General features: G+C 68.2%; 22 protein-coding genes. 21 read left to right on the forward strand and 1 reads right to left on the reverse strand.

Annotation, left to right across the window (positions count from 1 at the left end; translation table 11 throughout):
• Positions 1 to 93 precede the first annotated feature (93 nt).
• The 5 genes from HLG70_RS11375 (at position 94) to HLG70_RS11395 (ending at position 6846) form a co-directional block, all read left to right on the forward strand.
• Positions 94 to 1869, forward strand: coding sequence for an IlvD/Edd family dehydratase (locus tag HLG70_RS11375; RefSeq protein WP_234103063.1), 1776 nt, complete (start codon positions 94 to 96; stop codon positions 1867 to 1869).
• A 16-nt stretch (positions 1870 to 1885) separates the two neighbouring features.
• The gene (locus HLG70_RS11380) at positions 1886 to 2602 is read left to right on the forward strand and encodes a GntR family transcriptional regulator (RefSeq protein ID WP_171664504.1); all 717 of its coding nucleotides are present in this window, start codon (positions 1886 to 1888) and stop codon (positions 2600 to 2602) included.
• Positions 2603 to 2745: 143 nt separating this feature from the next.
• Positions 2746 to 3267, forward strand: coding sequence for a sigma-70 family RNA polymerase sigma factor (locus tag HLG70_RS11385; RefSeq protein ID WP_171664505.1), 522 nt, complete (start codon positions 2746 to 2748; stop codon positions 3265 to 3267).
• Between the two features lie 8 nt (positions 3268 to 3275).
• Complete coding sequence (locus HLG70_RS11390; RefSeq protein ID WP_171664506.1) at positions 3276 to 4307, forward strand: FecR domain-containing protein; 1032 nt, start codon at positions 3276 to 3278, stop codon at positions 4305 to 4307.
• Positions 4308 to 4413: 106 nt separating this feature from the next.
• Entirely contained in the window at positions 4414 to 6846 is a 2433-nt protein-coding gene (locus HLG70_RS11395; protein ID WP_419144766.1) for a TonB-dependent siderophore receptor, read from the forward strand.
• Positions 6847 to 6853: 7 nt separating this feature from the next.
• On the opposite strand, the gene HLG70_RS11400 is transcribed toward HLG70_RS11395, so the two are convergent.
• Positions 6854 to 7762 (reverse strand): LysR family transcriptional regulator, encoded by a 909-nt coding sequence (locus HLG70_RS11400; RefSeq protein ID WP_171664507.1) that lies wholly within the window; start codon positions 7760 to 7762, stop codon positions 6854 to 6856.
• 121 nt (positions 7763 to 7883) lie between these two features.
• Between HLG70_RS11400 and HLG70_RS11405 the strand changes: the two genes are divergently transcribed.
• The 16 genes from HLG70_RS11405 (at position 7884) to ccmI (ending at position 21022) form a co-directional block, all read left to right on the forward strand.
• Positions 7884 to 8846, forward strand: a complete 963-nt coding sequence (locus HLG70_RS11405) for a 3-hydroxyacyl-CoA dehydrogenase family protein (RefSeq protein ID WP_171664508.1) — start codon at positions 7884 to 7886, stop codon at positions 8844 to 8846.
• Complete coding sequence (locus tag HLG70_RS11410) at positions 8843 to 9697, forward strand: 3-keto-5-aminohexanoate cleavage protein (protein ID WP_171664509.1); 855 nt, start codon at positions 8843 to 8845, stop codon at positions 9695 to 9697. The genes HLG70_RS11405 and HLG70_RS11410 overlap by 4 nt, the downstream gene beginning before the upstream one ends.
• Positions 9698 to 9914: 217 nt before the next feature.
• Positions 9915 to 10073, forward strand: a complete 159-nt coding sequence (napE, locus tag HLG70_RS11415; protein ID WP_171664510.1) for a periplasmic nitrate reductase, NapE protein — start codon at positions 9915 to 9917, stop codon at positions 10071 to 10073.
• A 23-nt stretch (positions 10074 to 10096) separates the two neighbouring features.
• Positions 10097 to 10414 (forward strand): chaperone NapD, encoded by a 318-nt coding sequence (locus tag HLG70_RS11420; protein WP_171664511.1) that lies wholly within the window; start codon positions 10097 to 10099, stop codon positions 10412 to 10414.
• Positions 10398 to 12893: a periplasmic nitrate reductase subunit alpha gene (napA, locus tag HLG70_RS11425; protein WP_171664512.1), complete on the forward strand. Its 2496-nt coding sequence runs from the start codon at positions 10398 to 10400 to the stop codon at positions 12891 to 12893. Before HLG70_RS11420 ends, napA begins: the two co-directional genes overlap by 17 nt.
• Positions 12894 to 12913: 20 nt before the next feature.
• Positions 12914 to 13390, forward strand: coding sequence for a nitrate reductase cytochrome c-type subunit (locus tag HLG70_RS11430; protein ID WP_171664513.1), 477 nt, complete (start codon positions 12914 to 12916; stop codon positions 13388 to 13390).
• Between the two features lie 15 nt (positions 13391 to 13405).
• Entirely contained in the window at positions 13406 to 14044 is a 639-nt protein-coding gene (locus HLG70_RS11435; RefSeq protein WP_171664514.1) for a cytochrome c3 family protein, read from the forward strand.
• Positions 14031 to 14714, forward strand: coding sequence for a heme ABC exporter ATP-binding protein CcmA (gene ccmA, locus HLG70_RS11440; RefSeq protein ID WP_171664515.1), 684 nt, complete (start codon positions 14031 to 14033; stop codon positions 14712 to 14714). Before HLG70_RS11435 ends, ccmA begins: the two co-directional genes overlap by 14 nt.
• A complete protein-coding gene (gene ccmB / locus HLG70_RS11445; RefSeq protein ID WP_171664675.1) occupies positions 14680 to 15345 on the forward strand; it encodes a heme exporter protein CcmB in 666 nt (221 codons plus the stop codon). Before ccmA ends, ccmB begins: the two co-directional genes overlap by 35 nt.
• A 10-nt stretch (positions 15346 to 15355) precedes the next feature.
• Positions 15356 to 16138 carry a heme ABC transporter permease CcmC gene (gene ccmC / locus HLG70_RS11450; RefSeq protein WP_171664516.1) on the forward strand — a complete coding sequence of 261 codons (783 nt, stop codon included), beginning with the start codon at positions 15356 to 15358 and terminating at the stop codon, positions 16136 to 16138.
• Entirely contained in the window at positions 16135 to 16299 is a 165-nt protein-coding gene (gene ccmD / locus HLG70_RS11455; protein WP_171664517.1) for a heme exporter protein CcmD, read from the forward strand. The genes ccmC and ccmD overlap by 4 nt, the downstream gene beginning before the upstream one ends.
• The gene (gene ccmE / locus HLG70_RS11460) at positions 16296 to 16748 is read left to right on the forward strand and encodes a cytochrome c maturation protein CcmE (RefSeq protein ID WP_171664518.1); all 453 of its coding nucleotides are present in this window, start codon (positions 16296 to 16298) and stop codon (positions 16746 to 16748) included. The genes ccmD and ccmE overlap by 4 nt, the downstream gene beginning before the upstream one ends.
• Positions 16745 to 18757: a heme lyase CcmF/NrfE family subunit gene (locus tag HLG70_RS11465; RefSeq protein WP_171664519.1), complete on the forward strand. Its 2013-nt coding sequence runs from the start codon at positions 16745 to 16747 to the stop codon at positions 18755 to 18757. Before ccmE ends, HLG70_RS11465 begins: the two co-directional genes overlap by 4 nt.
• Positions 18757 to 19278 (forward strand): DsbE family thiol:disulfide interchange protein, encoded by a 522-nt coding sequence (locus tag HLG70_RS11470; protein WP_171664520.1) that lies wholly within the window; start codon positions 18757 to 18759, stop codon positions 19276 to 19278. Before HLG70_RS11465 ends, HLG70_RS11470 begins: the two co-directional genes overlap by 1 nt.
• Before the next feature lie 38 nt (positions 19279 to 19316).
• Positions 19317 to 19745: a cytochrome c-type biogenesis protein gene (locus HLG70_RS11475; RefSeq protein ID WP_419144817.1), complete on the forward strand. Its 429-nt coding sequence runs from the start codon at positions 19317 to 19319 to the stop codon at positions 19743 to 19745.
• Positions 19742 to 21022, forward strand: coding sequence for a c-type cytochrome biogenesis protein CcmI (gene ccmI / locus HLG70_RS11480; RefSeq protein ID WP_171664522.1), 1281 nt, complete (start codon positions 19742 to 19744; stop codon positions 21020 to 21022). Before HLG70_RS11475 ends, ccmI begins: the two co-directional genes overlap by 4 nt.
• Positions 21023 to 21027 lie beyond the last annotated feature (5 nt).

Consider the following 21027-nt stretch of genomic DNA (forward strand, 5'->3'; position numbering starts at 1 on the left):
AATAAGACAAGGCCGATAAACCGCTTGCTGGCACCGGCAAGGGCTGGATATGATGTCGTCCCAGGATTATCAATAATATTATCGGGACTGAAAATGACGGACGAGATGAAGGGCGACCAGCCCGCCAAGGGCCCCTTTGACAGCGACAGCGCCACCGCGCAAGGCGTGGCCCGCGGGCTGACGAACTACGGCGACAAGGGCTTCTCGCTGTTCCTGCGCAAGGCCTTCATCAAGGGAGCCGGCCTCTCCGATGACGCGCTGGCCCGTCCCATCATCGGCATCGTCAACACCGGCAGCAGCTACAACCCCTGCCACGGCAATGCGCCACAGCTGATCGAAGCGGTCAAGCGCGGCGTCATGCTGGCCGGCGGCCTGCCGATGGACTTCCCCACCATCTCGGTGCACGAGAGCTTCTCGCAGCCCACCAGCATGTACCTGCGCAACCTCATGTCCATGGACACCGAGGAGATGATCCGCGCCCAGCCCATGGATGCCGTCGTGCTGATCGGCGGTTGCGACAAAACCGTGCCGGCGCAGCTGATGGGCGCGGCATCCGCCGGCGTGCCCGCCATCCAGCTCGTCACGGGTTCGATGCTGACCGGCTCGCACCGCGGCGAACGCGTCGGCGCCTGCACCGACTGCCGCCGCTACTGGGGCCGCTACCGCGCCGACGAGATCGACGCGCCCGAAATCGCCGACGTGAACAACCAGCTGGTCGCCAGCGTGGGCACCTGTTCCGTCATGGGCACCGCCAGCACCATGGCCTGCATCACCGAAGCCCTGGGCATGATGGTGGCGGGCGGCGCGTCCGCCCCCGCCGTCACCGCCGACCGCGTGCGCGTGGCGGAAAGGACCGGCGCGACCGCCGTCGCCATGGCCGCTTCCCGGCTGACGCCCGATCTCATCCTGACCGGCAAGTCCATCGAAAACGCCTTGCGCGTGCTGCTGGCCATCGGCGGATCCACTAACGGCATCGTGCATCTGACCGCCATCGCCGGCCGCCTGGGCATCGACATCGACCTGGCGGGCCTGGACCGCATCAGCCGCGAAACGCCGGTGCTGGTGGACCTGAAGCCTTCGGGCCAGCACTACATGGAAGACTTCCATGACGCGGGCGGCATGCCCGCCCTGCTGCGCGAACTGCGCCCCTTCCTGCACCTGGATGCCCTGACGGTGTCGGGCCGCAGCCTGGGCGAAGAGCTGGACGCGGCGCCCGCCCCGTTCAAGCAGGACGTGATCCGCACCGCCGCCGCGCCCATCTATCCGGTGGGCGGGCTGGCCGTGCTGCGCGGCAACCTGGCGCCCGGCGGCGCCATCATCAAGCAGTCGGCCGCCAACCCCAAGCTGATGGAGCATGAAGGCCGCGCCGTGGTGTTCGAAGACGCCGAGGACATGGCGCTGCGCATCGACGACGATGCGCTGGACGTGACCGCCGACGACATCCTGGTGCTCAAGCGCATCGGCCCGACCGGCGCGCCCGGCATGCCCGAAGCCGGCTACATGCCCATTCCCAAGAAGCTGGCGCGCGCGGGCGTCAAGGACATGGTCCGCATCTCGGACGGCCGCATGAGCGGCACCGCCGCCGGCACCATCGTGCTGCACGTCACGCCCGAGGCCGCCATAGGCGGACCGCTGGCCTATGTGCAGAACGGCGACCGCATCCGCCTGTCGGTGGCCCAGCGGGAAATCGCGCTGCTGGTCGACGACGCCGAACTGGCGCGCCGCGCCGCGGCCAAGCCGATCACCCGCCCCACCGCCGAGCGCGGCTATCGCAAGCTGTTCCTGCAGACCGTGACGCAGGCCGATCAGGGCGTGGACTTCGACTTCCTGCGCGCCGGCGTCACGAACGACACCGTACCCAAGAAGTGAGCCGCCGCTTTTCACCATGAACGCCATCACGCCCGACGCCTTGCAGGAACAAGCCCCCGACGCCACGCAGACTGCCGTGGCCACGCTGGAAGAAGACATCGTCTTCGGCCGGCTGCATCCGCGCGAACGCCTGACCGAGGATGAGCTGATGGCTCGCTTCGGCATGAAGCGCCACGCGGTGCGGCAGGTGCTGGCCGAGCTTGAACTGCTGGGCGTGGTGGAAAAAAAGCGCAACATCGGTGCGGTGGTGCGCGCGTTTTCCGTGCGTGAAGTGATGGAACTGTACGCGTTGCGCGAGGTGCTGGAAGTGCACGCCGCCCGCCAGATGCCGCTGCCCGTGCCCGAGGCCCGGCTGGCGGCGCTGGTGGCGGTGCAGCGCGAGCACGACGCGGCGGTGGCCGACGGCGACGCGCGCCGCGTGTTCCGCAGCAACCAGCGCTTTCACCATGAATTCTTCGCATTGCTGGACAACGCCGTGCTGGGCCAGGCCATCGAGGAATACGCCCGCCGCACCCACCCGATCCGGTTCGGGTCGCTGGTGGCCGCCGGCCACCGCGAACGCGCGCGCCAGGAGCACTGGACCATGATCCAGGCGCTGCGCGACGGCGATCGCAATGCGCTGATGGCCGTCTGCCGGGATCACCTGCTGCCCTCCCGCGACGCGTACCTGGCCTCGCAGCAAGCGTTCGGCCAGACCAACGGCGCCTATCTGGCCCAAGCCGCTGCACCGTGAGGCTTCCCCGCGCCGCGCAGCAACAATTTGACAAGCCCCAGCCGAATTCGGTAATAATAACAATTACTATTTCCGTAATTTGCATGAGCAGTTGTCCCGCGCCAACCTGTCAGGCGCCGGCGGCCTGATCAAAAGGTTGGATCTTGAGTACGCCGGGATGCGTCTTCCCCACGTCCATCGAAACGCTCTATAGCGACCACCACTCCTGGCTCAGGGGCTGGTTGCGCCGACGCCTGGGCAACGCCGCCCAGGCCGAGGACCTGGCCCACGACACGTTCATCCGCCTGCTCAGCAGCGACCGCGTCCCCCCCTCGCTTTCCGAACCGCGCGCCTTCCTCACTACCGTGGCGCAGCATCTCGTGTCCAACCACTGGCGCCGCGAGAAACTGGAACGCGCCTATCTGGAAGCCCTGGCCCAGGCGCCGCAACCCGTGAGCTGGTCGCCCGAAGACCGGGCCATCGTGCTGGAGACCCTGCTGGAACTGGACCGGCTGCTCGATGGCCTGCCCGCCGCCGTGCGGCGCGCCTTCCTGATGTCGCAATTGGAAGGCCTGACGCATGCCCAGGTGGCCGATGCGCTGGGCGTCTCCATCCCCACCGTCAAGCGCTACATCGTCAAAGCCCTGCAACGCTGCTGCTTTGCCGACCTCTCCTTCACCGGCTGACCCGAATCTTGTCCGCCTCGCCCTGGTATAGAACCACCCGCGATGCCTCCGGCCTTTCCCCGGCCGTCGCGCAACGCGCCCTGGAGTGGCTGGTGGAATTGCAGGGCGACGCCGTGCCGCCGGAGACGCTGCGGGAATGGGCTCATTGGCGTGCCGCGCACCCGGACCACGAACGGGCCTGGCTGCGGATCGAATCCGTCCGCGGCACCCTGCAGCCGCTCGCCTCCCCGGCCAGTTCCGCCATCGCTCAGGCAACACTGGCCGCGCCCGCCTCCCCTCTTCGGCGCCGCGCCCTCAAGGCGCTGGGCATCCTGGCGTTCGCCAGCAGCGCAAGCTGGAGCATGCGGGAATACACGCCCTGGCGCGAATGGACGTCCGACCATCGCACAGGCGTCGGCGAACGCCGTCATTTCACCTTGCCGGACGGCACCCGGCTGATCCTCAACACAGGCAGCGCGATCGACGTCCGCTTCAGCGCGACGGAGCGGCGGGTAGCGCTCATCGCGGGCGAAATCCTGATCGTCACCGCGCACGAAGCGGGGCCGGCAACGCGTCCGTTCCTGGTGGAGACCGCCCACGGCACCGCGCGCGCGCTGGGCACCGAATACACCGTGCGCCTGCTGGGCGAGACCACCGAGGTCAGCGTGTACCAGGGCGCCGTCCAGATCGAACCGCGCCAGGACGCCGGCCATGCGCTTACCCTGCCGGCAGGCCGCCGCGTCAACTACTCGGCGCATGGCATCGGTGCACCCGCCGCCGCCGAGGAGGGCCGCCTTGCCTGGAAAGACGGCTTCATCGTGGCGCGCAGCATGCGCCTGGACGACTTCATTGCCGAGCTAGGCCGTTATTCCCGCGACACGCTGTCCTGCGACCCCGCCGTCGCCGGCCTCCGGCTGTCGGGCTCCTTCCCGGTCAATGACATCGACACGGTGCTGGCGGCGTTGCGCGCGACGCTGGACGTCCGCGTGGAGATCCAGACCCGGCTCTGGCGCCACCGGCACATGCGCCTGGTTCCCGGCCCGGACGCGGCGCGCGCCTGACGCGCCTATTGCAGAAATCGGCCTTGAAACTGATCCGTTTTGGTTTTCCGCGGGTCATGGCAGGTGAGACCTCGAAATTCTCATCTACCCATCGAAAGGCCAGCACATGAATCCCGTCCGGGCGCCCAGGCGCCCGTCTCCCCAATTCCCGCGGTGCACGGCATCTGTGCACCTGGCGGGACGCATCGCCATCGGGGCCCTGTTCGTGGCGCCCGGCCTGGCGCTGCCGGCCGCCGCGCACGCGCAGGCCGTCCAGGCACGCGCCTACGACATTCCGGCGGGAACGCTTGAGGACGTGCTGGGCCGCTACGGACGCGCGGCCGGCATCGTGCTGTCGTTCAAGCCCGAAGTCACCGCCGGGCTGCAAAGCAATGGGCTGCGGGGAAGCCACGATGTGCGCGGCGGACTCGATGCCCTGCTCGCCGGCACCGGTATCCGGGTGCTGCAGCAATCCAGTGCCAGCTTTGTCCTGGACCGGCCCGCCAGCCCGGCTATCGGCACGATGCAATTGCCCGCCGTGACAGTGACCGCCGCCGCGGCCGATCCCGGCCTGCCCGCGCCGTACGCGGGCGGCCAGATCGCCCGCGGCGGAGGCCTGGGCGTGCTGGGCGCCGCGGATGCCATGGATGTGCCATTCAGCACCACCAACTACACGGTCGAAATGCTGGAAAACCAGCAGGCGCGCACACTGGCGGACGTGGTGATCAACGAGTCCTCGGTGCGTACGCTGACCTCCAGCGGCGGCTTCGGTGAAGACTTCCAGATCCGAGGCTATATGGTGGCCAGCGGCGACGTCGGCCTGAATGGCCTGTATGGCCTGGCCTCGGCCAGCCGGATGCACGCGGCCATCATGGAACGCGTGGAAGTCCTGAAGGGACCGGGCACGCTGATGAACGGCATCGGCCCCGGCGGCAGCATCGGCGGCGGCATCAACGTGGTGACCAAGCGCGCAGGCGACGAACCCCTGACCCGCCTGACCCCCACGTACCAGAGCAAGGCGCAGCTCGGCGGCCAGCTCGACATGGGCCGCCGCTGGGGCGCAAACCAGGAATGGGGGATCCGCGTCAATGGCGTATACCGCAATGGCGACACGACCATCGACGACGGCAGGCAGGAGCAAGCGCTGGGCGCGCTGGCCCTGGATTACCGCGGAGCAGCGCTGCGCTGGTCGCTGGATGCCTACACCCAGCACGAAGACACCGACAATTTCCGGCCCCAGATCGGCTTCCAGCCGTCGGCGGCGTCGCTGCCGCCGCCACCCTCGGGCCGTCGGAATTTCTACCCCGGCACCCGCCTCAAGCTTGACGACTCGACCCTCGCCACGCGGCTCGAATACGACATCAGCGACCATCTCACCGTCTACGGCGCGGCCGGCTACCGCTACGGCACGGCGGGCCAGACATTCCCGTCGGGCCCGGCGGACGAGCTGGGCGACTTCACGGTGACGAATGCCTATTACGACTCGTACTCGCGCACCTGGACGGGTGACATCGGCGTGCGCGCGCGCTTTGACACCTGGGGAGTCAGGCACACGTTGACGCTGGGCGCCACGCGCCTGGACCAGGAAGCCGGCAACGCCTACGTGACTTCGGGCACCTCGGTCCCTTCCAACATTTTCCGCCCGGCGCCGCTGCCCGAGATCACGGCCCGGCGCGCCTCGCCCAGCAAGGCCTCGGAAACGGAACTGTCCAGCTACACGCTGGCCGATACCCTGTCGTTCGCCGACGACCGTCTTCTGATCACCGCCGGCCTGCGCCAGCAGCGCGTGGCGCTGGACAACTACTCCACCGCCACGGGCGAACATGACTCGTCCTATGACGAAAGCGCCATCTCGCCAGTAGCCGGCATCGTGTTCAAGCCCCTGTCCAACGTGTCCGTGTACGGCAACTTCACCTCGGGCCTGACCCGCGGCGGCATGGCCCCCGCCACCGCCGCCAATGCCGGACAGGTTTTCGCACCCTACAAGTCCAGGCAGTACGAGGCCGGCGTCAAGGCCGATTGGGGCCAGGTCATCAGCAGCGTCTCGGTCTTCCAGATCACGCGCCCCAACGCCATGACGGATCCGGCCAGCAACATCTACGGCTTTGACGGCGAGCAGCGCAACCGCGGCCTGGAACTGGCGGCCTATGGCGAAGCAATGCCCGGCCTGCGCCTGATGGCCAGCGCCACGTTCTATGACGCCACGCTGACCCGTACCGAGGGCGGCGCGAACGACGGCAATGACGCCAACGGCGTGCCCAGGCACACCTTCAACCTGGGTGTCGACTGGGATACGCCGTGGGTGCGCGGACTGAGCCTGAATGCCCGGGTGATCCACACCTCGGCGTCCTACTTCAACGCCGCCAACACGCTGACGCTGCCCTCGTGGACCCGCTACGACATCGGCGCGCGGTACAGCGCCCAGATCCTGGGCCGCGCGGTGGTGTTCCGCGCCAACATCGAGAACCTGTTCAACAAGGACTACTGGCTGGCCAGCGGCGCCTACGCCACCGTCGCCGCGCCGCGCACCGTACTCCTGTCGGCGCAGATCGACTTCTGAGCGCGCCTTACTTCGCCTGGGCCGCCAGGTAATCCCGCAAGGTCTGCACCAGGGCCATCGCGGCGGGCGACAGGCTGCGGTTGCGCGCCGTCACCAGGCCGATGGACCGTTCCGCCACCGGGCCGGTCAAGGGCCGCTGCACGATGCCGTTTTGCGCCACCGCGCTGGCCGCGATCTCCGGCAGCGCCGCGACCCCGAAGCCGCACTCCACCATGGCCACGATGGTGGTCAGGTGTTCGGCTTCAAAGGCCGGGGTGAAGCGGATGCGGTTCTGCAGGAACGCCCATTCCGTGTATTGGCGCACGCTGCTGGGCTGCACCATGGACACATGTTCCGCCGTGGCGGTATCGGCCCAGCGCAGCGGGCCCTTCGCGCGCGCAAGCGGATGGGCCTCGGGAATCAGCAGGATGAAGCTGTCGGACATCAGCGGCACATAGTGCAGGTCGGCATGCTGGGGATCGGCCGCGGTCAGGGCGAAGTCGACCTCGCCCGCGCGCACCAGGTCAAAGGCCGGTCCCGACAGCGTGTCGCGCACCTTCAGGGCCACCTGGGGATGCGCCTGGCGGTAGGCCATGAGCACGCGCGGCAGCAACCGGGCGGCCAGCGACGGCAGCGCCGCCACCGAGACCTGGCCGTGCTCCGCGCTGGTGATGCCGCTGACCGCGGCAATGGCTTCGCGGAACGCCGCCTGCAGGGTCGCGGCCTGCTGCAGGAAGACCTCGCCGGCCGCCGTCAGCCGTACCGTGCGCGTGGTGCGGTCGAACAGGCGCACGCCCAGCGCATCCTCGATGCGCTGGATCTGCGTGGACAGCGCCGATTGCGACAGGTGCAGCTGCCCGGCCGCCTGACGGAAATTGAGCGTGCGGCCCAGCACCAGCGTGGTGTCGATGTCGCGCATCGAGAGGTTGATCTGCATGTTTTGTCCCCAACCACATTGATCTGATTTTTAGATCATTCTATCCAAAAATTCTGATTCATCAATCAACTGGGCTTCTCTACACTCGCCCCCAGCGTAGTTTCAGATTAAGGAGCGAACCATGCAGACGGACGCGAAAGCGCTGCCCAATCCGGGCGCGGCGCATGCGGTGGTGGTGGGCGGCGGCACGATGGGCGCCGACGTGGCCGTGGTGTTGACCCGTGCGGCCTGCCGCACGACGGTGATCGAGTCGAACGCCGAGCGCGCGGCGGGTCTGCCGGCCCGCGTCGCGGAGAACCTGAAGACCATCGGGCGCGAAGCGAACGCAGCGCTGCTGGCCACCGCGCCCTCGCTGGATGAGGTGGACTGGTCCACCGTGGACCTGGTGATCGAGTGCATTCCCGAGCGCCTGGACATCAAGCAGTCGCTGTTTGCGGACCTGGCGCGGCGCGCCCGGCCGGACGCCATCCTGGCCAGCAACAGCTCCAGCTTTCCGATCAGCGCGATCAGCCAGGGCCTGGACACGCGGGGCCGCATGCTGGGCCTGCACTTCTTCATGCCCGCCCACCTGGTGCCGCTGGTGGAAGTGGTGCTGGGCGAGGCCAGCGACAATGCCTGCGCGGATTCGCTGATCGCATTCATGCGGCGCTGCGGCAGCGTGCCCGTGAAGGTCAAGCAAGACCTGCCGGGCTTCCTGGCCAATCGCCTGCAGCACGCACTGTCGCGCGAGGCGTTCGACCTGATCGACCGGGGCATCGCATCGCCGGAAGACGTGGACGCCGCCGTCCGCTTCGGCTTCGGTTTCCGCTTTCTGGCCGCGGGCCCCGTCATGCAGCGCGACCACGCCGGCATTGATGTCCACGCGGCGGCCGGCGCCACGATGTACCCGACCTTCTGCAATGCCGACCACCCCGCGCGCTGCCTGACCGAGCGCGCCGCCGACGGACGCCACGGCATGAAGTCCGGCGCGGGCTTCTACGACTGGACGCCGGAGACCATCGCGGCCGAACGCGCCCGCTACGACAGGCTGCTGCGCGCGGGCCTGGACCTGATCGCCCCCGAACTGCCGGAGATCCAGCCTTGAATACCCCCGCCCTGCCGCGCGCCGCGCTGGCCGACTCCCCCGTCATCATCACCGTGGCGCCCAACGGCGCGTACAAGAAGGCCGCCGACCATCCGGCCGTGCCTATGACCCCCGACGCGCTGGCGCTGGAAGCCCGCGCCTGCCTGGAGGCCGGCGCCGCCATGATGCACATGCACGTGCGCAAGCCCGATGGCAGCCATCTGCTGGACGCGCAGGCCTACCGGGACGCGCTGGCCGCCGTGCAACGCGCGGTCGGCGACGAGCTGCTGGTGCAAGTAACCAGCGAAGCCGCGGGCGTGTACCGGGCCGCCGAGCAGATTGCGCTGGTGCGCGAACTGCAGCCCGAAGCCGTGTCCATCGGACTGCGCGAAATCGCGGTTCCCGACATTCCGGAAGCGGAGCTGGCCGGCTTCCTGGCCTGGCTGGCCGACCGGCGCATCATGACGCAGATCATCCTGTACGACGAGGCCGACGTGCGGCGCTGGCTGTCGCTGCGCGCGCGCGGGCTGGTGCCGCCCGGCGCCTGGTCGGTGCTGTTCGTGCTGGGCCGCTACAGCGCGGGCCAGACCTCGTCGGCGTATGACCTGCTGCCCTTCCTGGCGGCGTACGACCATTCCCTGCCCTGGGCCATCTGCGCCTTCGGTCCCGAGGAGAACGCCTGCGTCACGACCGCCGCGGCGTTCGGAGGCCATATGCGGGTGGGCTTCGAGAACAACCTGAAGCTGCGCGACGGCGGGATCGCCCCCGATAACGCAGCGCTGGTGCAGCAGGCGGCGCAAGGCGCGCGGGCGCTGGGCCGCCCGCTGGCCACGGCCGCCGACGCGCGCCGCATCTATGGGGCTATCGCCTAGCAAGCTCTTCGCGGCGCGCCCTTCCCGGGCAGAAAGAACAAGGTGCCTGACGCATGCCGGACAACCGACCGGCGACGCGTCAGGCACCTTTGTATATAGCGCCGCCGCTGATTTATTTCGCTGTGTTGCAACATTGACGCGGCGCAAAGCCATCTGCTACAAACTTCGACATCCGCACGTTAAACGCAATACCCCAACGTCTGTAGCGAGGTGGTGTGTGCAAAACGAGTCTGATGGCTACACAAAGTCTCAGGAACTTCGAAGTTTCCTGTTCCTGACGGCAGTCATGGCCCCCGTGTTAACGGTCATCATCGTGGCGGGCTATGGTTTCGCGGTCTGGTTCTATCAGCTTATCGCCGGCCCCCCGGGCAGCTGATGCGACGCGACGGAACCCCTTCCATGTCCGCGCCCCCTCCCTTGACGCCCCCAGCCGCGCCGGCGGAACTGCATATCACCAGCATGGTGGTGCATGCCGCGCCCCGGCGCCTGGCCGGCATCCGCCAGGCCATTCTTGGGATTGCAGGCGCGGAAATCCACGGCGCTTCCGACACCGGCAAGCTGGTGGTCACCCTGGAAGCCCTCTCCACCGATGACATGATGGCCCGGATCTCCGAGATCCAGCGCCTGGATGGCGTGCTGGCGTCGGCGCTGGTCTACCAGCATTCCGATACGCTTGCCGCGATGAATGAGGAGATTGACGATGTCCATGGCTCGTAGAGACTTCATCAAGCAATCCGCCGCCGCCGCTGCCGCCACCGTGGCGGGCATCCCCATCGTCGGCTACACGCAGAACATCGTGACCGACTCCGAGGCCGCCAAGCTGAAATGGTCCAAGGCGCCCTGTAGGTTCTGCGGGACCGGCTGCGGCGTGAACGTCGCCGTGAAGGACAACCAGGTTGTCGCCACGCACGGAGACTTCAACGCCGAGGTCAACCGCGGCCTGAACTGCGTCAAAGGCTATTTCCTGTCGAAGATCATGTACGGCAACGACAGGCTGACCACCCCGCTGCTGCGCATGAAGGACGGCAAGTACGCCAAGGACGGGGAATTCGCGGCGGTGTCCTGGGACCAGGCCTTTGACGTCATGGCCGAGCAATTCAAGCGCGTGCTGAAGGAAAAGGGACCCACGGCGGTAGGCATGTTCGGCTCCGGCCAATGGACCATCTGGGAAGGCTATGCCGCCCTGAAGCTCATGAAGGCCGGATTCCGCAGCAACAACCTGGACCCCAATGCGCGGCATTGCATGGCTTCGGCGGCGGTGGGCTTCATCCGCACCTTCGGCGCCGACGAGCCCATGGGCTGCTACGACGATATCGAAAGCGCCGATGCCTTCGTGCTGTGGGGCGCGAACATGGCTGAAATGCACCCCATCCTCTGGACCCGGGTGACCGACAGGCGACTGAGCACGCCCAACACCAAGGTGGTGGTGCTTTCAACCTTTGAAAACCGCTCGTACGAACTGGCCGACCTGTCGCTGACCTTCACCCCGCAAAGCGACCTGGCGATCCTGAACTACATCGCCCACCACATCATCAAGACCAAGCGCGTCAACCGCGAGTTCGTCGACAAGCACACCAAGTTCCTGGAAGGCAATACCGACATCGGCTATGGCCTGCGTCCGGAACACCCCTTGCAGAAAGCGGCAAAGAACGCCAACAACGCTGGCGGCTCGCGCCCCATCACCTACGACGATTTTGTGAAGTTCGTCTCCAAGTACGACCTGGAATACACCGCCAAGCTGACCGGCGTGCCCGCCAGGAACCTGGAAGCGCTGGCCGAGCTGTACGCCGATCCGAAGATACGCGTCATGTCGTTCTGGACCATGGGGTTCAACCAGCACACGCGCGGTGTGTGGGCCAACAACATGGTCTACAACATCCACCTGCTGACCGGCAAGATAGCCACGCCTGGCAACAGCCCGTTTTCACTGACGGGCCAGCCGTCGGCCTGTGGCACCGCGCGCGAGGTCGGCACGTTCTCGCATCGCCTTCCCGCCGACCTGGTCGTGACCAACCCGGAGCACCGGGCTCGCGCCGAAGCCATCTGGGGCTTGCCCGAAGGCACCGTCCCCGAGAAAGTGGGAGCGCACGCGGTACTGCAGAACCGCATGCTCAAGGACGGCACCATCAATGCCTATTGGGTGATGGTGAACAACAATATGCAGGCGGCGGCCAACATGATGAATGAAGGCTTGCCGGGCTATCGCAACCCCGCGAACTTCATCGTGGTGTCCGATGCCTATCCAACGGTGACCACCATCTCCGCCGATCTGGTGCTGCCCACGGCCATGTGGGTCGAAAAGGAAGGCGCTTACGGCAACGCCGAACGCCGCACGCAGTTCTGGCACCAGCTGGTCAACGCCCCCACCGGTGCGCGTTCGGACCTGTGGCAGCTGATGGAGTTCTCCAAGCGTTTCACCACCGACGAGGTCTGGCCCGCGGACCTCCTGGCCAAGAAACCGGAGCTGCGGGGCAAGACCCTGTTCCAGGTGCTGTTCGAAAACGGCAAGGTGAACAAATTCCCGAATTCCGACCAGGACCCCGAGTACGCCAACGATGAGGGCAAGGCGTTTGGGTTCTACCCGCAAAAAGGCCTGTTCGAGGAGTACGCCGAGTTCGGCCGCGGCCATGGCCATGACCTGGCCCCCTTCGACACCTACCACCAGGTGCGCGGCCTGCGCTGGCCCGTCGTGGACGGGGTCGAGACCCGCTGGCGCTACCGGGAGAAGGCCGACCCCTACGTGCGGGTCGGTTCAGGCTTCAATTTCTACGGCAATCCGGACGGCAAGGCCAATATCTATGCCCTGCCCTACGAGCCGCCTCCGGAGGAGCCGGACCAGGAATATCCGTTCTGGCTGTCCACCGGGCGGATCCTGGAACACTGGCACTCGGGATCGATGACGCGGCGCGTGCCCGAGCTGTACCGGGCCTTTCCCGATGCGGTCTGTTTCATGCACCCCGATGACGCCCAGGCCATGGGCCTGCGGCGCGGCTCGCTGGTGGAGATCGCATCTCGCCGCGGCAAGATGCAGACCCGCCTGGAAACACGCGGGCGCAACAAGCCGCCGCGGGGACTGGTGTTCGTCCCCTGGTTCGATGCCGGACAATTGATCAACAAGGTCACGCTCGACGCCACCGACCCGATCTCGTTCCAGACCGATTTCAAGAAGTGCGCGGTCAAGATCACCAAGGCTTGACGGGCCCGACGGAGACTCTCATGAAAATTCGCACTGCTGCGATTGCAATGGTCGTCCTGCTGGGTGCAAGCGCCTGGGCGGCGCCTCCCGACATGATGGTGGATCCGTTGAGGGGCCCCACGCCCCTGACGGAATCGGCCACCCCGCCCCTGATGAGCCCGGTCGAAAACCGGGATGTGCGGCGCATGCGCACCTACTCGATGCAGCCGCCGACCATTCCGCACAAGATCGATGGCTATCAGATCGACAAGAACTTCAACCGCTGCCTGGCCTGTCACGCCCGCGTCAACACCGAGCAGACCCAGGCCGTGCCGCTGAGCGTGACGCACTACATGGACCGCGACAGCAACGTCCTGGCGGAGGTATCCCCGCGCCGCTACTTCTGCCTGCAGTGCCATGTCACGCAAACCGAGGCCAAGCCGCCGGTCGCGAACAACTTCCAGGATATCGACACCATCCTGAAACGGCTCACGGCAACCCCTGCGGAAAAACGCTGAACAGGATACCTAGCCATGCGCAAACTCCTTAAGCGTTACTGGGCCATCATCCGCCGGCCCAGCGTGCATTTCAGCCTGGGGTTCCTGACGGTCGGCGGCTTCGTGGGCGGCATCCTGTTCTGGGGAGCATTCAATACGGCCATGGAGCTCACCAACACCGAGCAGTTCTGTACCGGCTGCCATGAAATGCGCGACAACGTCTATTCGGAACTCAAGGGCACCATCCACTTCACCAACCGATCGGGCGTGCGCGCGCTGTGCTCGGACTGCCACGTGCCGCACAACTGGACAGACAAGATCGCGCGCAAGATGCAGGCTTCCAAGGAAGTCTGGGGCAAGATCTTCGGCACCATCAGCACGCGCGAGAAATTCGTGGACAAGCGGCTGGAACTGGCCAAGCACGAATGGGCGCGGTTCAAGGCGAACGACTCGCTGGAATGCCGCAACTGCCACAACTACCAATACATGGACTTCACGCGCCAGAGCGTGCGCGCGCAGAACATGCATTCGACCTACCTGGCCGACAGGACCAAGACCTGCATCGACTGCCACAAGGGCATCGCCCACACCCTGCCGAACATCCCGCCGGGTTCGGTCTCCGATGCGGCGCCCGCCAGCGGGGCGCCCAAGGAAGTGGCGCATGCGCCCCGCTGACGCGCCGCCGCCGCTGCTCTCCGCGTGCGAGCTGACTTGCCGGCGCGGCGGCCCCGACGGCCTGGGGCCGATCGACCTCGACCTGCACGCCGGCCAGCTCCTGCACGTGCAGGGCGCCAACGGCAGCGGCAAGACCAGCCTGCTGCGCATGCTGGCCGGCCTGCTGCGGCCGCTCCGCGGCGCCGTGCATAGCCGGGGAAGCGACATCCGTCGCGACCCGTCCTCGTACTTCGCGCGCACCGCGTATCTGGGGCACGGCAACGGCCTGTGCGGCGAGCTGAGCGCGCTGGAAAACCTGCGCTGCGCCCTGCACGTGGCCGGCACGCCGCAAGGCGACGAGGCCATCGCCGCCGGCCTGCGGACCTGGCGCCTGGGCGCCTGCCTGCACATGCCCGCCGCCCGCCTGTCCCAGGGCCAGAGCCGCCGGTTGGCGCTGGCCGCCGTGGTGCTGGGCGCCAAGCCGCTGTGGCTGCTGGACGAGCCCGACGCCGGCCTGGACGCGGCCAGCCTGGACCAATTGCGCCAGGCGCTGGACGCGCACCTGACGATGGGTGGCGCCGCCGTCGTCGCCTCGCACCGGATGCCGGGCACGCCCGCCGCGCGCACCCAAACCCTGAACATGGATGACTACGCGGATGCTGGCTACGCTGTCTCAGTTAGCGCTGCGTGAAGTCCGGCTGGCCTGGAGGCGACCGGCGGACACGCTGGGCGCCACGCTGTTCTTCATCGTCGCGGGCTCCCTGTTCCCGCTGGCGGTGGGCCCCGATCCGGTGCTGCTGCTTGCGATCGGGCCCGGCGTGCTGTGGGTCTGCGCGCTGCTGGGTATCCTGCTGAGCCTGCATCGGCCCTTTGCGCAGGACTATGACAGCGGCGCGCTGGAACAGCTGCTGGTGTCGCCGCATCCGCTGCCCCTGCTGGTGGGCGTGAAGCTGGCGGCGCACTGGTTCAGCAGCTGCCTGCCCCTGATCCTGGCCAGCCCGGTGCTGGCGCTGCAGTTCGGCCTGTCGCCGCAGGCGATCGGCATTCTGGTGCTGTCGCTGCTGCTGGGCACGCCCACGCTGGCGCTGGTGGGCGGGCTGGGCGCGGCGCTGACGCTGGGCCTGCGCGGCGCAGCCCTGCTGCCGTTGCTGGTGCTGCCGCTATATGTGCCCGTGCTGATTTTTGGCGCCGGCGCCGTGTCGGCCACGCATGCGGGCCTGGGCGCCGGGCCGCAGCTGTCATTGCTGGGCGCCTGCCTGTGCCTGGCTATCCTGCTCTGCCCCTGGAGCGCCTCGGCGGCGCTGCGCGTGGCGCTGGACTGAAGGGAGCACCGTGCAAAACCACCCCGCCTACGATTCCCGCCATGCCGCGCCGCCGCGCGCGGGCTGGCTGCGCTACGCGTCGCCCGCGCTGTTCTATCCGCTGGCCGGCCGCATGATTCCCTGCCTGGCCGTGGGAGCCGCCCTGTTCGCCTGCGCCGGCCTGTACGCGGGGCTGGTGGTGGCGCCCATCGACAGCCAGCAGGGCGAGGTCTACCGCATTCTGTTCATCCATGTGGCGGCGGCCTGGATGTCGATGTTCCTGTACCTGGTCATGGCCGGGTACGCCGCGCTGGGCCTGATCTTTCACACGCGGCTGTCGTTCATGATGATGCGCGCGCTGGCGCCCACGGGCGCGCTCTTCACCTTCCTGACCTTGTGGACGGGCGCCCTGTGGGGCAAGCCGACCTGGGGCGCATGGTGGGTATGGGACGCCCGGCTCACCTCGGAACTGATCCTGCTTTTCCTGTACCTGGGCTTCATGGCCTTGCAGGCCGCCACCGACGACACCCAGCGGGCGGACCGGGGCGGCGCGATCCTGCTGCTGGCCGGCGTCATCAACGTGCCCATCATCTATTTCTCGGTACGCTGGTGGAGCACCCTGCACCAGGGCGCATCCATCAACCTGACCACCGCCCCCAGCATGGCGCGCGTCATGGTGACCGCCATGCTGCTGATGGTGGCCGCCTTCTGGCTGTACAGCGCGGCGGTGGCGCTGGCGCGCGTGCGCGGCATCATCGCCGAACGGGAGCCGGGCGCCGTGCAGGCGGGCGCCTTGCGGCGGGAGGCGCGATGAGCTGGGACACCCTGTTCTCCCTGCAAGGCCACGGCCCCTACATCCTGGGCGCCTATGGCGTGACGCTGGCGCTGATGGGATGGGAAGTGCTGGTGCTGTGGCGCCGCGCGGCGCGGCGCCGCAGTTCAGGCGCCGCGCCCGGCCATGGGAGCCGCCCATGAGTCCGCGCAAGCGCCGCGCGCTCGCCATCGGCGGCGGCCTCGCCCTGCTGGCGCTGGCCACCATGCTGGTGCTCAACGCCCTGCAGTCCAATCTGGTGTTCTTCTTCAGCCCGACCCAGGTCGCGGCCCGCGAAGCGCCCCGCAGCGGCAGCTTCCGCGTGGGCGGGCTGGTCGAGCAGGGGTCGCTGCGGCGCGAGGCCGATGGCCTGACGCTGCGCTTTGCCGTGACCGACACCGCCCATACCGTGCCCGTGACCTACCAGGGCCTGCTGCCTGACCTGTTCCGCGAAGGCAAGGGCGTGGTGGTGGCCGGCAAGCTGGACGCCGACGGCGTGTTCCGCGCCACCGAGGTCCTGGCCAAGCATGATGAAAACTACATGCCGCCCGAGGCGGCGGATGCCGTCAAGCGCGCCAGCGCCGCCAACACAATGAAGCTGGAGGCCCGATGATTCCCGAGATCGGCCTGTTCAGCCTGATCCTGGCGCTGCTGGTGGCGCTGGCCCAAGGCATTCTTCCGCTGATCGGCGCGGCCACCGGCTGGCAGGCGGGGCTGCGCGTGGCGCGGCCCGCCGCCATCGGCCAGTTCGGCCTGACGACCCTGGCCTTCGCCTGCCTGGCCTGGTCGTTCGTGGACAACGATTTTTCGGTACTGTACGTGGCGGCCAATTCGCATGCGGACCTGCCCGCCGCCTACCGTTTCGCGGCGGTCTGGGGCGGACACGAAGGCTCACTGCTGCTGTGGCTGTATCTGCTGACCGCCTGGACCCTGGCCGTGGCGCTGTGCAGCCGGCGGCTGCCCCTGCCTTTCGCCGGACGGGTGCTGGCGGTGATGGGCTGGATCAGCGTGGGGTTCCTGCTGTTCCTGCTGTTCCTGTCCAACCCCTTTGAGCGCCTGATTCCACCGGCCATGGCCGGCCGCGACCTGAACCCGCTACTGCAGGATCCGGGCATGATCGTGCATCCACCCATGCTGTACATGGGCTATGTGGGCTTTTCGGTGGCCTTCGCCTTCGCCATCGCGGCCCTCCTGTCCGGCGAACTGGACGCGCTGTGGGCGCGCTGGGTCCGTCCCTGGACGCTGGCCGCATGGACCTTCCTGACCGTCGGCATTCTGCTGGGCAGCGCCTGGGCCTATTACGTGCTGGGCTGGGGCGGATGGTGGTTCTGGGATCCGGTGGAAAACGCCTCGTTCATGCCCTGGCTGGCGGGCACGGCGCTGATCCATTCGCTGATCGTCACCGAACGGCGCGGCGCCTTCCGCAGCTGGACCGTGCTGCTGGCCATCTGCACGTTTTCGCTCAGCATCCTGGGCACCTTCCTGGTCCGCTCCGGCGTGCTGACCTCGGTCCATGCCTTCGCGGTGGACCCCGGCCGCGGCCTGTACATCCTGGCCTTCATGACCGTGATCGTGGGCGGATCGCTGACGTTGTACGCCTGGCGCGCGCCCTCGGTGGGGCTGGGCGGCGGATTCTCGCTGCTGTCGCGGGAATCCTTGCTGCTGTCCAACAACGTCGTGCTGACCGTCGCGGCCGGCTCCGTGCTGCTGGGCACGCTGTACCCGGTCGTGCTGGACGTCCTGGAATGGGGCAAGATTTCCATCGGACCGCCCTACTTCGAGGCCGTGTTCGTGCCGCTGATGACACCCGCCATCTTTTTGATGGGAGTGGGTCCCGTGGCCCGCTGGAAACAGGCCGAGGTGCCCGAGCTGGGCCGGCGGCTGCGCGTGGCTTTCGCCGTCAGCGTGCTGACCGCGGTGCTGGCGCCGCTGGCCATGCCCGGACCGTCGCGCTTCGGTTCGCCCATGATCATCCTGGGTCTCTGGCTGGCCGCCTGGTCGGTGGCCAGCGCCGCCGCGCATGCCTGGCAGCGCCTGACGGACGGCGACGGCCGCCTGCTGCGCCGGCTGGGGCGCCAGCCGCGCTCCTGGTACGGCATGCTGCTGGCGCATGCCGGCATAGGCGTCTTCATCGCCGGCGTCACGCTGGCCAACGGCTACGAGGTCAAGCAGGAACTGCGGCTGGACCTGGGCGCCACGCAGGAAGCAGGCGGCTACCAGTTCACCTTTGCCAGCGTGGGGCCTGCCACCGGCCCCAACTACAGCGCGCAGCGCGCCGTCTTTCCCGTCACCCGCGACGGCAAGCCGGTGGTGACGCTGTACCCGGAAAAGCGCCTCTACACCGTGCAGGACATGGCGCTGAGCCAGGCCGACATCGACAGCGGATTCAGCCGCGACCTGTTCGTGGCGCTGGGCGAACCCGTGGGCGACAACGCCTGGACGGTGCGCATCCAGGTCAAGCCCTTCATGGCCTGGATCTGGTCGGGCTGCATCCTGATGGCGCTGGGCGGCCTGCTGGCCGCCAGCGACAGGCGCTACCGCCGCGCGCAGGAAGCGCAGGCGCGCGCCCCGCGCGCCGCCGCCGTGCCGGACGCCCGGCAGGCCACGCGGGAGGGCTGGTGATGCTGCGCTACCTGCTGCCGCTCGCCGCCTTCCTGGTCATGGCCGTGTTCCTGGCCATGGGCCTGTCGCGCGACCCGCGCGCGGTGCCGTCGGCCATGATCGACAAGCCCGCCCCCGCCATCGGCCTGCCCATACTGCTTGAGCCGGGCCAGAAGCTGGATGTGGAGTCGCTGCGCGGCCAGGTCTGGCTGCTGAACGTTTGGGCATCGTGGTGCGGCCCCTGCAAGGAAGAGCTGCCGGTGCTGCGTGAAGCGGCGCAACGCCACGGCATTGCGCTCTATGGCCTGAACTACAAGGACAAGCCCGAGGACGCGCAGGCCTGGCTGGCGCGCAACGGCAATCCCTACATCGCGTCGGCCAGCGACGTCGATGGCCGCGTCGGCATCGAATACGGCGTCTACGGCGTGCCCGAGACCTTCGTGATCGACGGCGCCGGCCGGATCCGCTACAAGCAGCTCGGCCTGATCACGCCGGAACTCTGGCGCACCCGCATCCAGCCCGTTATCGAGTCGCTGCAATGAAAGCGCTGTCCGCCCCGCTCTCCTGCCTGCTGCTGGCCATGACACTGCTGGCAAGCGCCGCCATCCATGCCCAGCCGCCCGCCCCGCCCGCACTGTCGGCCGCGCAAGAGCAGCGCGCCGACAAGCTGGCCCACGGCCTGCGCTGCCTTGTCTGCCAGAACCAGACGCTGGCCGAGTCCAACGCGCCGCTGGCGCTGGACATGCGCAACCTGATCCGGGGCCAGTTGGCCGACGGCAAGACCGATGCGCAGATCATGCGGTTCTTTGAAGAACGCTACGGCGATTTCGTCCGCTACGACCCGCCCTTCAAACCCATCACCTGGCTGCTCTGGCTGGGCCCCTTCGCGCTTCTGGCGCTGGGTTTCGCGGTGCTGGTGCGCACCCTGAAGCGCCGCGCCGGCGCCCGCCCTCCCTTGACCGCGGACGAACGCGCCCGCGCCGCCCGCTTTCTGGATAACGGCTCATGACCGCGCTCTGGCTTATCGTCCTGGCCCTGTTGCTGGCGACCCTGCTGTGCCTGATTCCACCGCTGCTGCGCCGCGCGCCGGCGGCGGAAACCGCTTCCGACGCGAGCGTGCGCGCCTTTTACCTGGCGCAGCGCGAACAGCTGCGGCGCGACCTGAGCAATGGCGCCCTGACCGCGCAAGCGCATGCGCGCGCCGAAGAAGAACTGCAGCGCGACCTGCTGCAAGACCTGGCGCTGCGACGCCCGCAAGGCGCCCCGCTCACCGGGCAGCGCGCCGGCATCGCGGCAGCCTGCCTGCTCAGCGTGGCGATCCCGGTCGCCGCCGTGCTCCTGTATGGCCAGCTTGGCAATCCCCGCGCCGCGGCCACCGTGGCCTTGGCGCCCTCGGCCGAACCGCATGCGGCGGACGCCGCCGATGACATGGCGCTGGCCATCAATGCGCTGGCCCAGCGCCTGCGCGCCGCGCCCGACGACCCCGACGGCTGGTACACGCTGGCGCGGTCCTATGAAACGCTGGGCCGCTACGCCGATGCGGTGGCCGCCTACCAGCAGGTGCTGCGCCTGGTGCCCGGCCAGCCGGCCGTGCTGGCCGACATGGCCGATGCCTTGCTCTCGGCCAGGCAAGGCACACCCGACGAGGCGTCCATCGCAGCGGTGGCCCAGGCACTGGATGCGCAGCCGGACCAGCCCAAGGCGCTGGCGCTGGCGGGCATGATGGCGCTGCGGCGCGGCGACGCGGCCGAGGCGCTGGTGCATTGGGAACGTTTGCAAACGCTGTTGCCGCCGGACTCCGAGGCGGCGCGGCAGATCCAGTCCAATATCGCCCAGGCGCGCGCCATGGCCGCGGGCGGGCCGGCCGCGCCGGCTACGCCGCCCCCGGCGGCGCCTGCTGCCTCCGCATCCGCCGCCGGCGCCTCCGCTTCGCCGGCCTCACCCGCCCGCATCAGCGGCCGCGCCCGCATCGCCGATGCGCTGCGCGATCAGGTCCGGCCTACCGATACCGTCTTCATCCTGGCGCGGCCTGTGGAAGGCTCGCGCATGCCCTTGGCCATATTGCGGTTGCGGGTGTCGGACCTGCCCCGCGCCTTCGTGCTGGACGACAGCACCTCCATGTCGCCGGAAGCCACCCTGTCGCGGGCCGGCAAGGTGCGGGTGGAGATCCGCGTCAGCCAGTCGGGCGGCGCCGCCGCCCAGCCCGGAGACTTGAGCGGCGTGCTGCCCGATGTCGGCATCCATGCCGAAGGGCTGGAACTGGTGGCCGACACGGTCGTGCGCTAGCGCGG

It is taken from the genome of Achromobacter deleyi, from assembly GCF_013116765.2.
Lineage (GTDB): Bacteria > Pseudomonadota > Gammaproteobacteria > Burkholderiales > Burkholderiaceae_B > Achromobacter > Achromobacter deleyi_A.

Coding starts and splice junctions, on each gene's coding strand:
- ccmD (WP_171664517.1), top strand. CDS start 16,135: ATGAGCTGGGACACCCTGTTCTCCCTGCAAGGCCACGGCCCCTACATC.
- HLG70_RS11375 (WP_234103063.1), top strand. CDS start 94: ATGACGGACGAGATGAAGGGCGACCAGCCCGCCAAGGGCCCCTTTGAC.
- HLG70_RS11420 (WP_171664511.1), top strand. CDS start 10,097: ATGTCCGCGCCCCCTCCCTTGACGCCCCCAGCCGCGCCGGCGGAACTG.
- HLG70_RS11475 (WP_419144817.1), top strand. CDS start 19,317: ATGACACTGCTGGCAAGCGCCGCCATCCATGCCCAGCCGCCCGCCCCG.
- HLG70_RS11435 (WP_171664514.1), top strand. CDS start 13,406: ATGCGCAAACTCCTTAAGCGTTACTGGGCCATCATCCGCCGGCCCAGC.
- ccmA (WP_171664515.1), top strand. CDS start 14,031: ATGCGCCCCGCTGACGCGCCGCCGCCGCTGCTCTCCGCGTGCGAGCTG.
- ccmI (WP_171664522.1), top strand. CDS start 19,742: ATGACCGCGCTCTGGCTTATCGTCCTGGCCCTGTTGCTGGCGACCCTG.
- ccmE (WP_171664518.1), top strand. CDS start 16,296: ATGAGTCCGCGCAAGCGCCGCGCGCTCGCCATCGGCGGCGGCCTCGCC.
- HLG70_RS11430 (WP_171664513.1), top strand. CDS start 12,914: ATGAAAATTCGCACTGCTGCGATTGCAATGGTCGTCCTGCTGGGTGCA.
- HLG70_RS11405 (WP_171664508.1), top strand. CDS start 7,884: ATGCAGACGGACGCGAAAGCGCTGCCCAATCCGGGCGCGGCGCATGCG.
- napA (WP_171664512.1), top strand. CDS start 10,398: ATGTCCATGGCTCGTAGAGACTTCATCAAGCAATCCGCCGCCGCCGCT.
- HLG70_RS11465 (WP_171664519.1), top strand. CDS start 16,745: ATGATTCCCGAGATCGGCCTGTTCAGCCTGATCCTGGCGCTGCTGGTG.
- HLG70_RS11470 (WP_171664520.1), top strand. CDS start 18,757: ATGCTGCGCTACCTGCTGCCGCTCGCCGCCTTCCTGGTCATGGCCGTG.
- HLG70_RS11400 (WP_171664507.1), bottom strand. CDS start 7,762: ATGCAGATCAACCTCTCGATGCGCGACATCGACACCACGCTGGTGCTG.
- ccmB (WP_171664675.1), top strand. CDS start 14,680: ATGCTGGCTACGCTGTCTCAGTTAGCGCTGCGTGAAGTCCGGCTGGCC.
- HLG70_RS11395 (WP_419144766.1), top strand. CDS start 4,414: ATGAATCCCGTCCGGGCGCCCAGGCGCCCGTCTCCCCAATTCCCGCGG.
- HLG70_RS11380 (WP_171664504.1), top strand. CDS start 1,886: ATGAACGCCATCACGCCCGACGCCTTGCAGGAACAAGCCCCCGACGCC.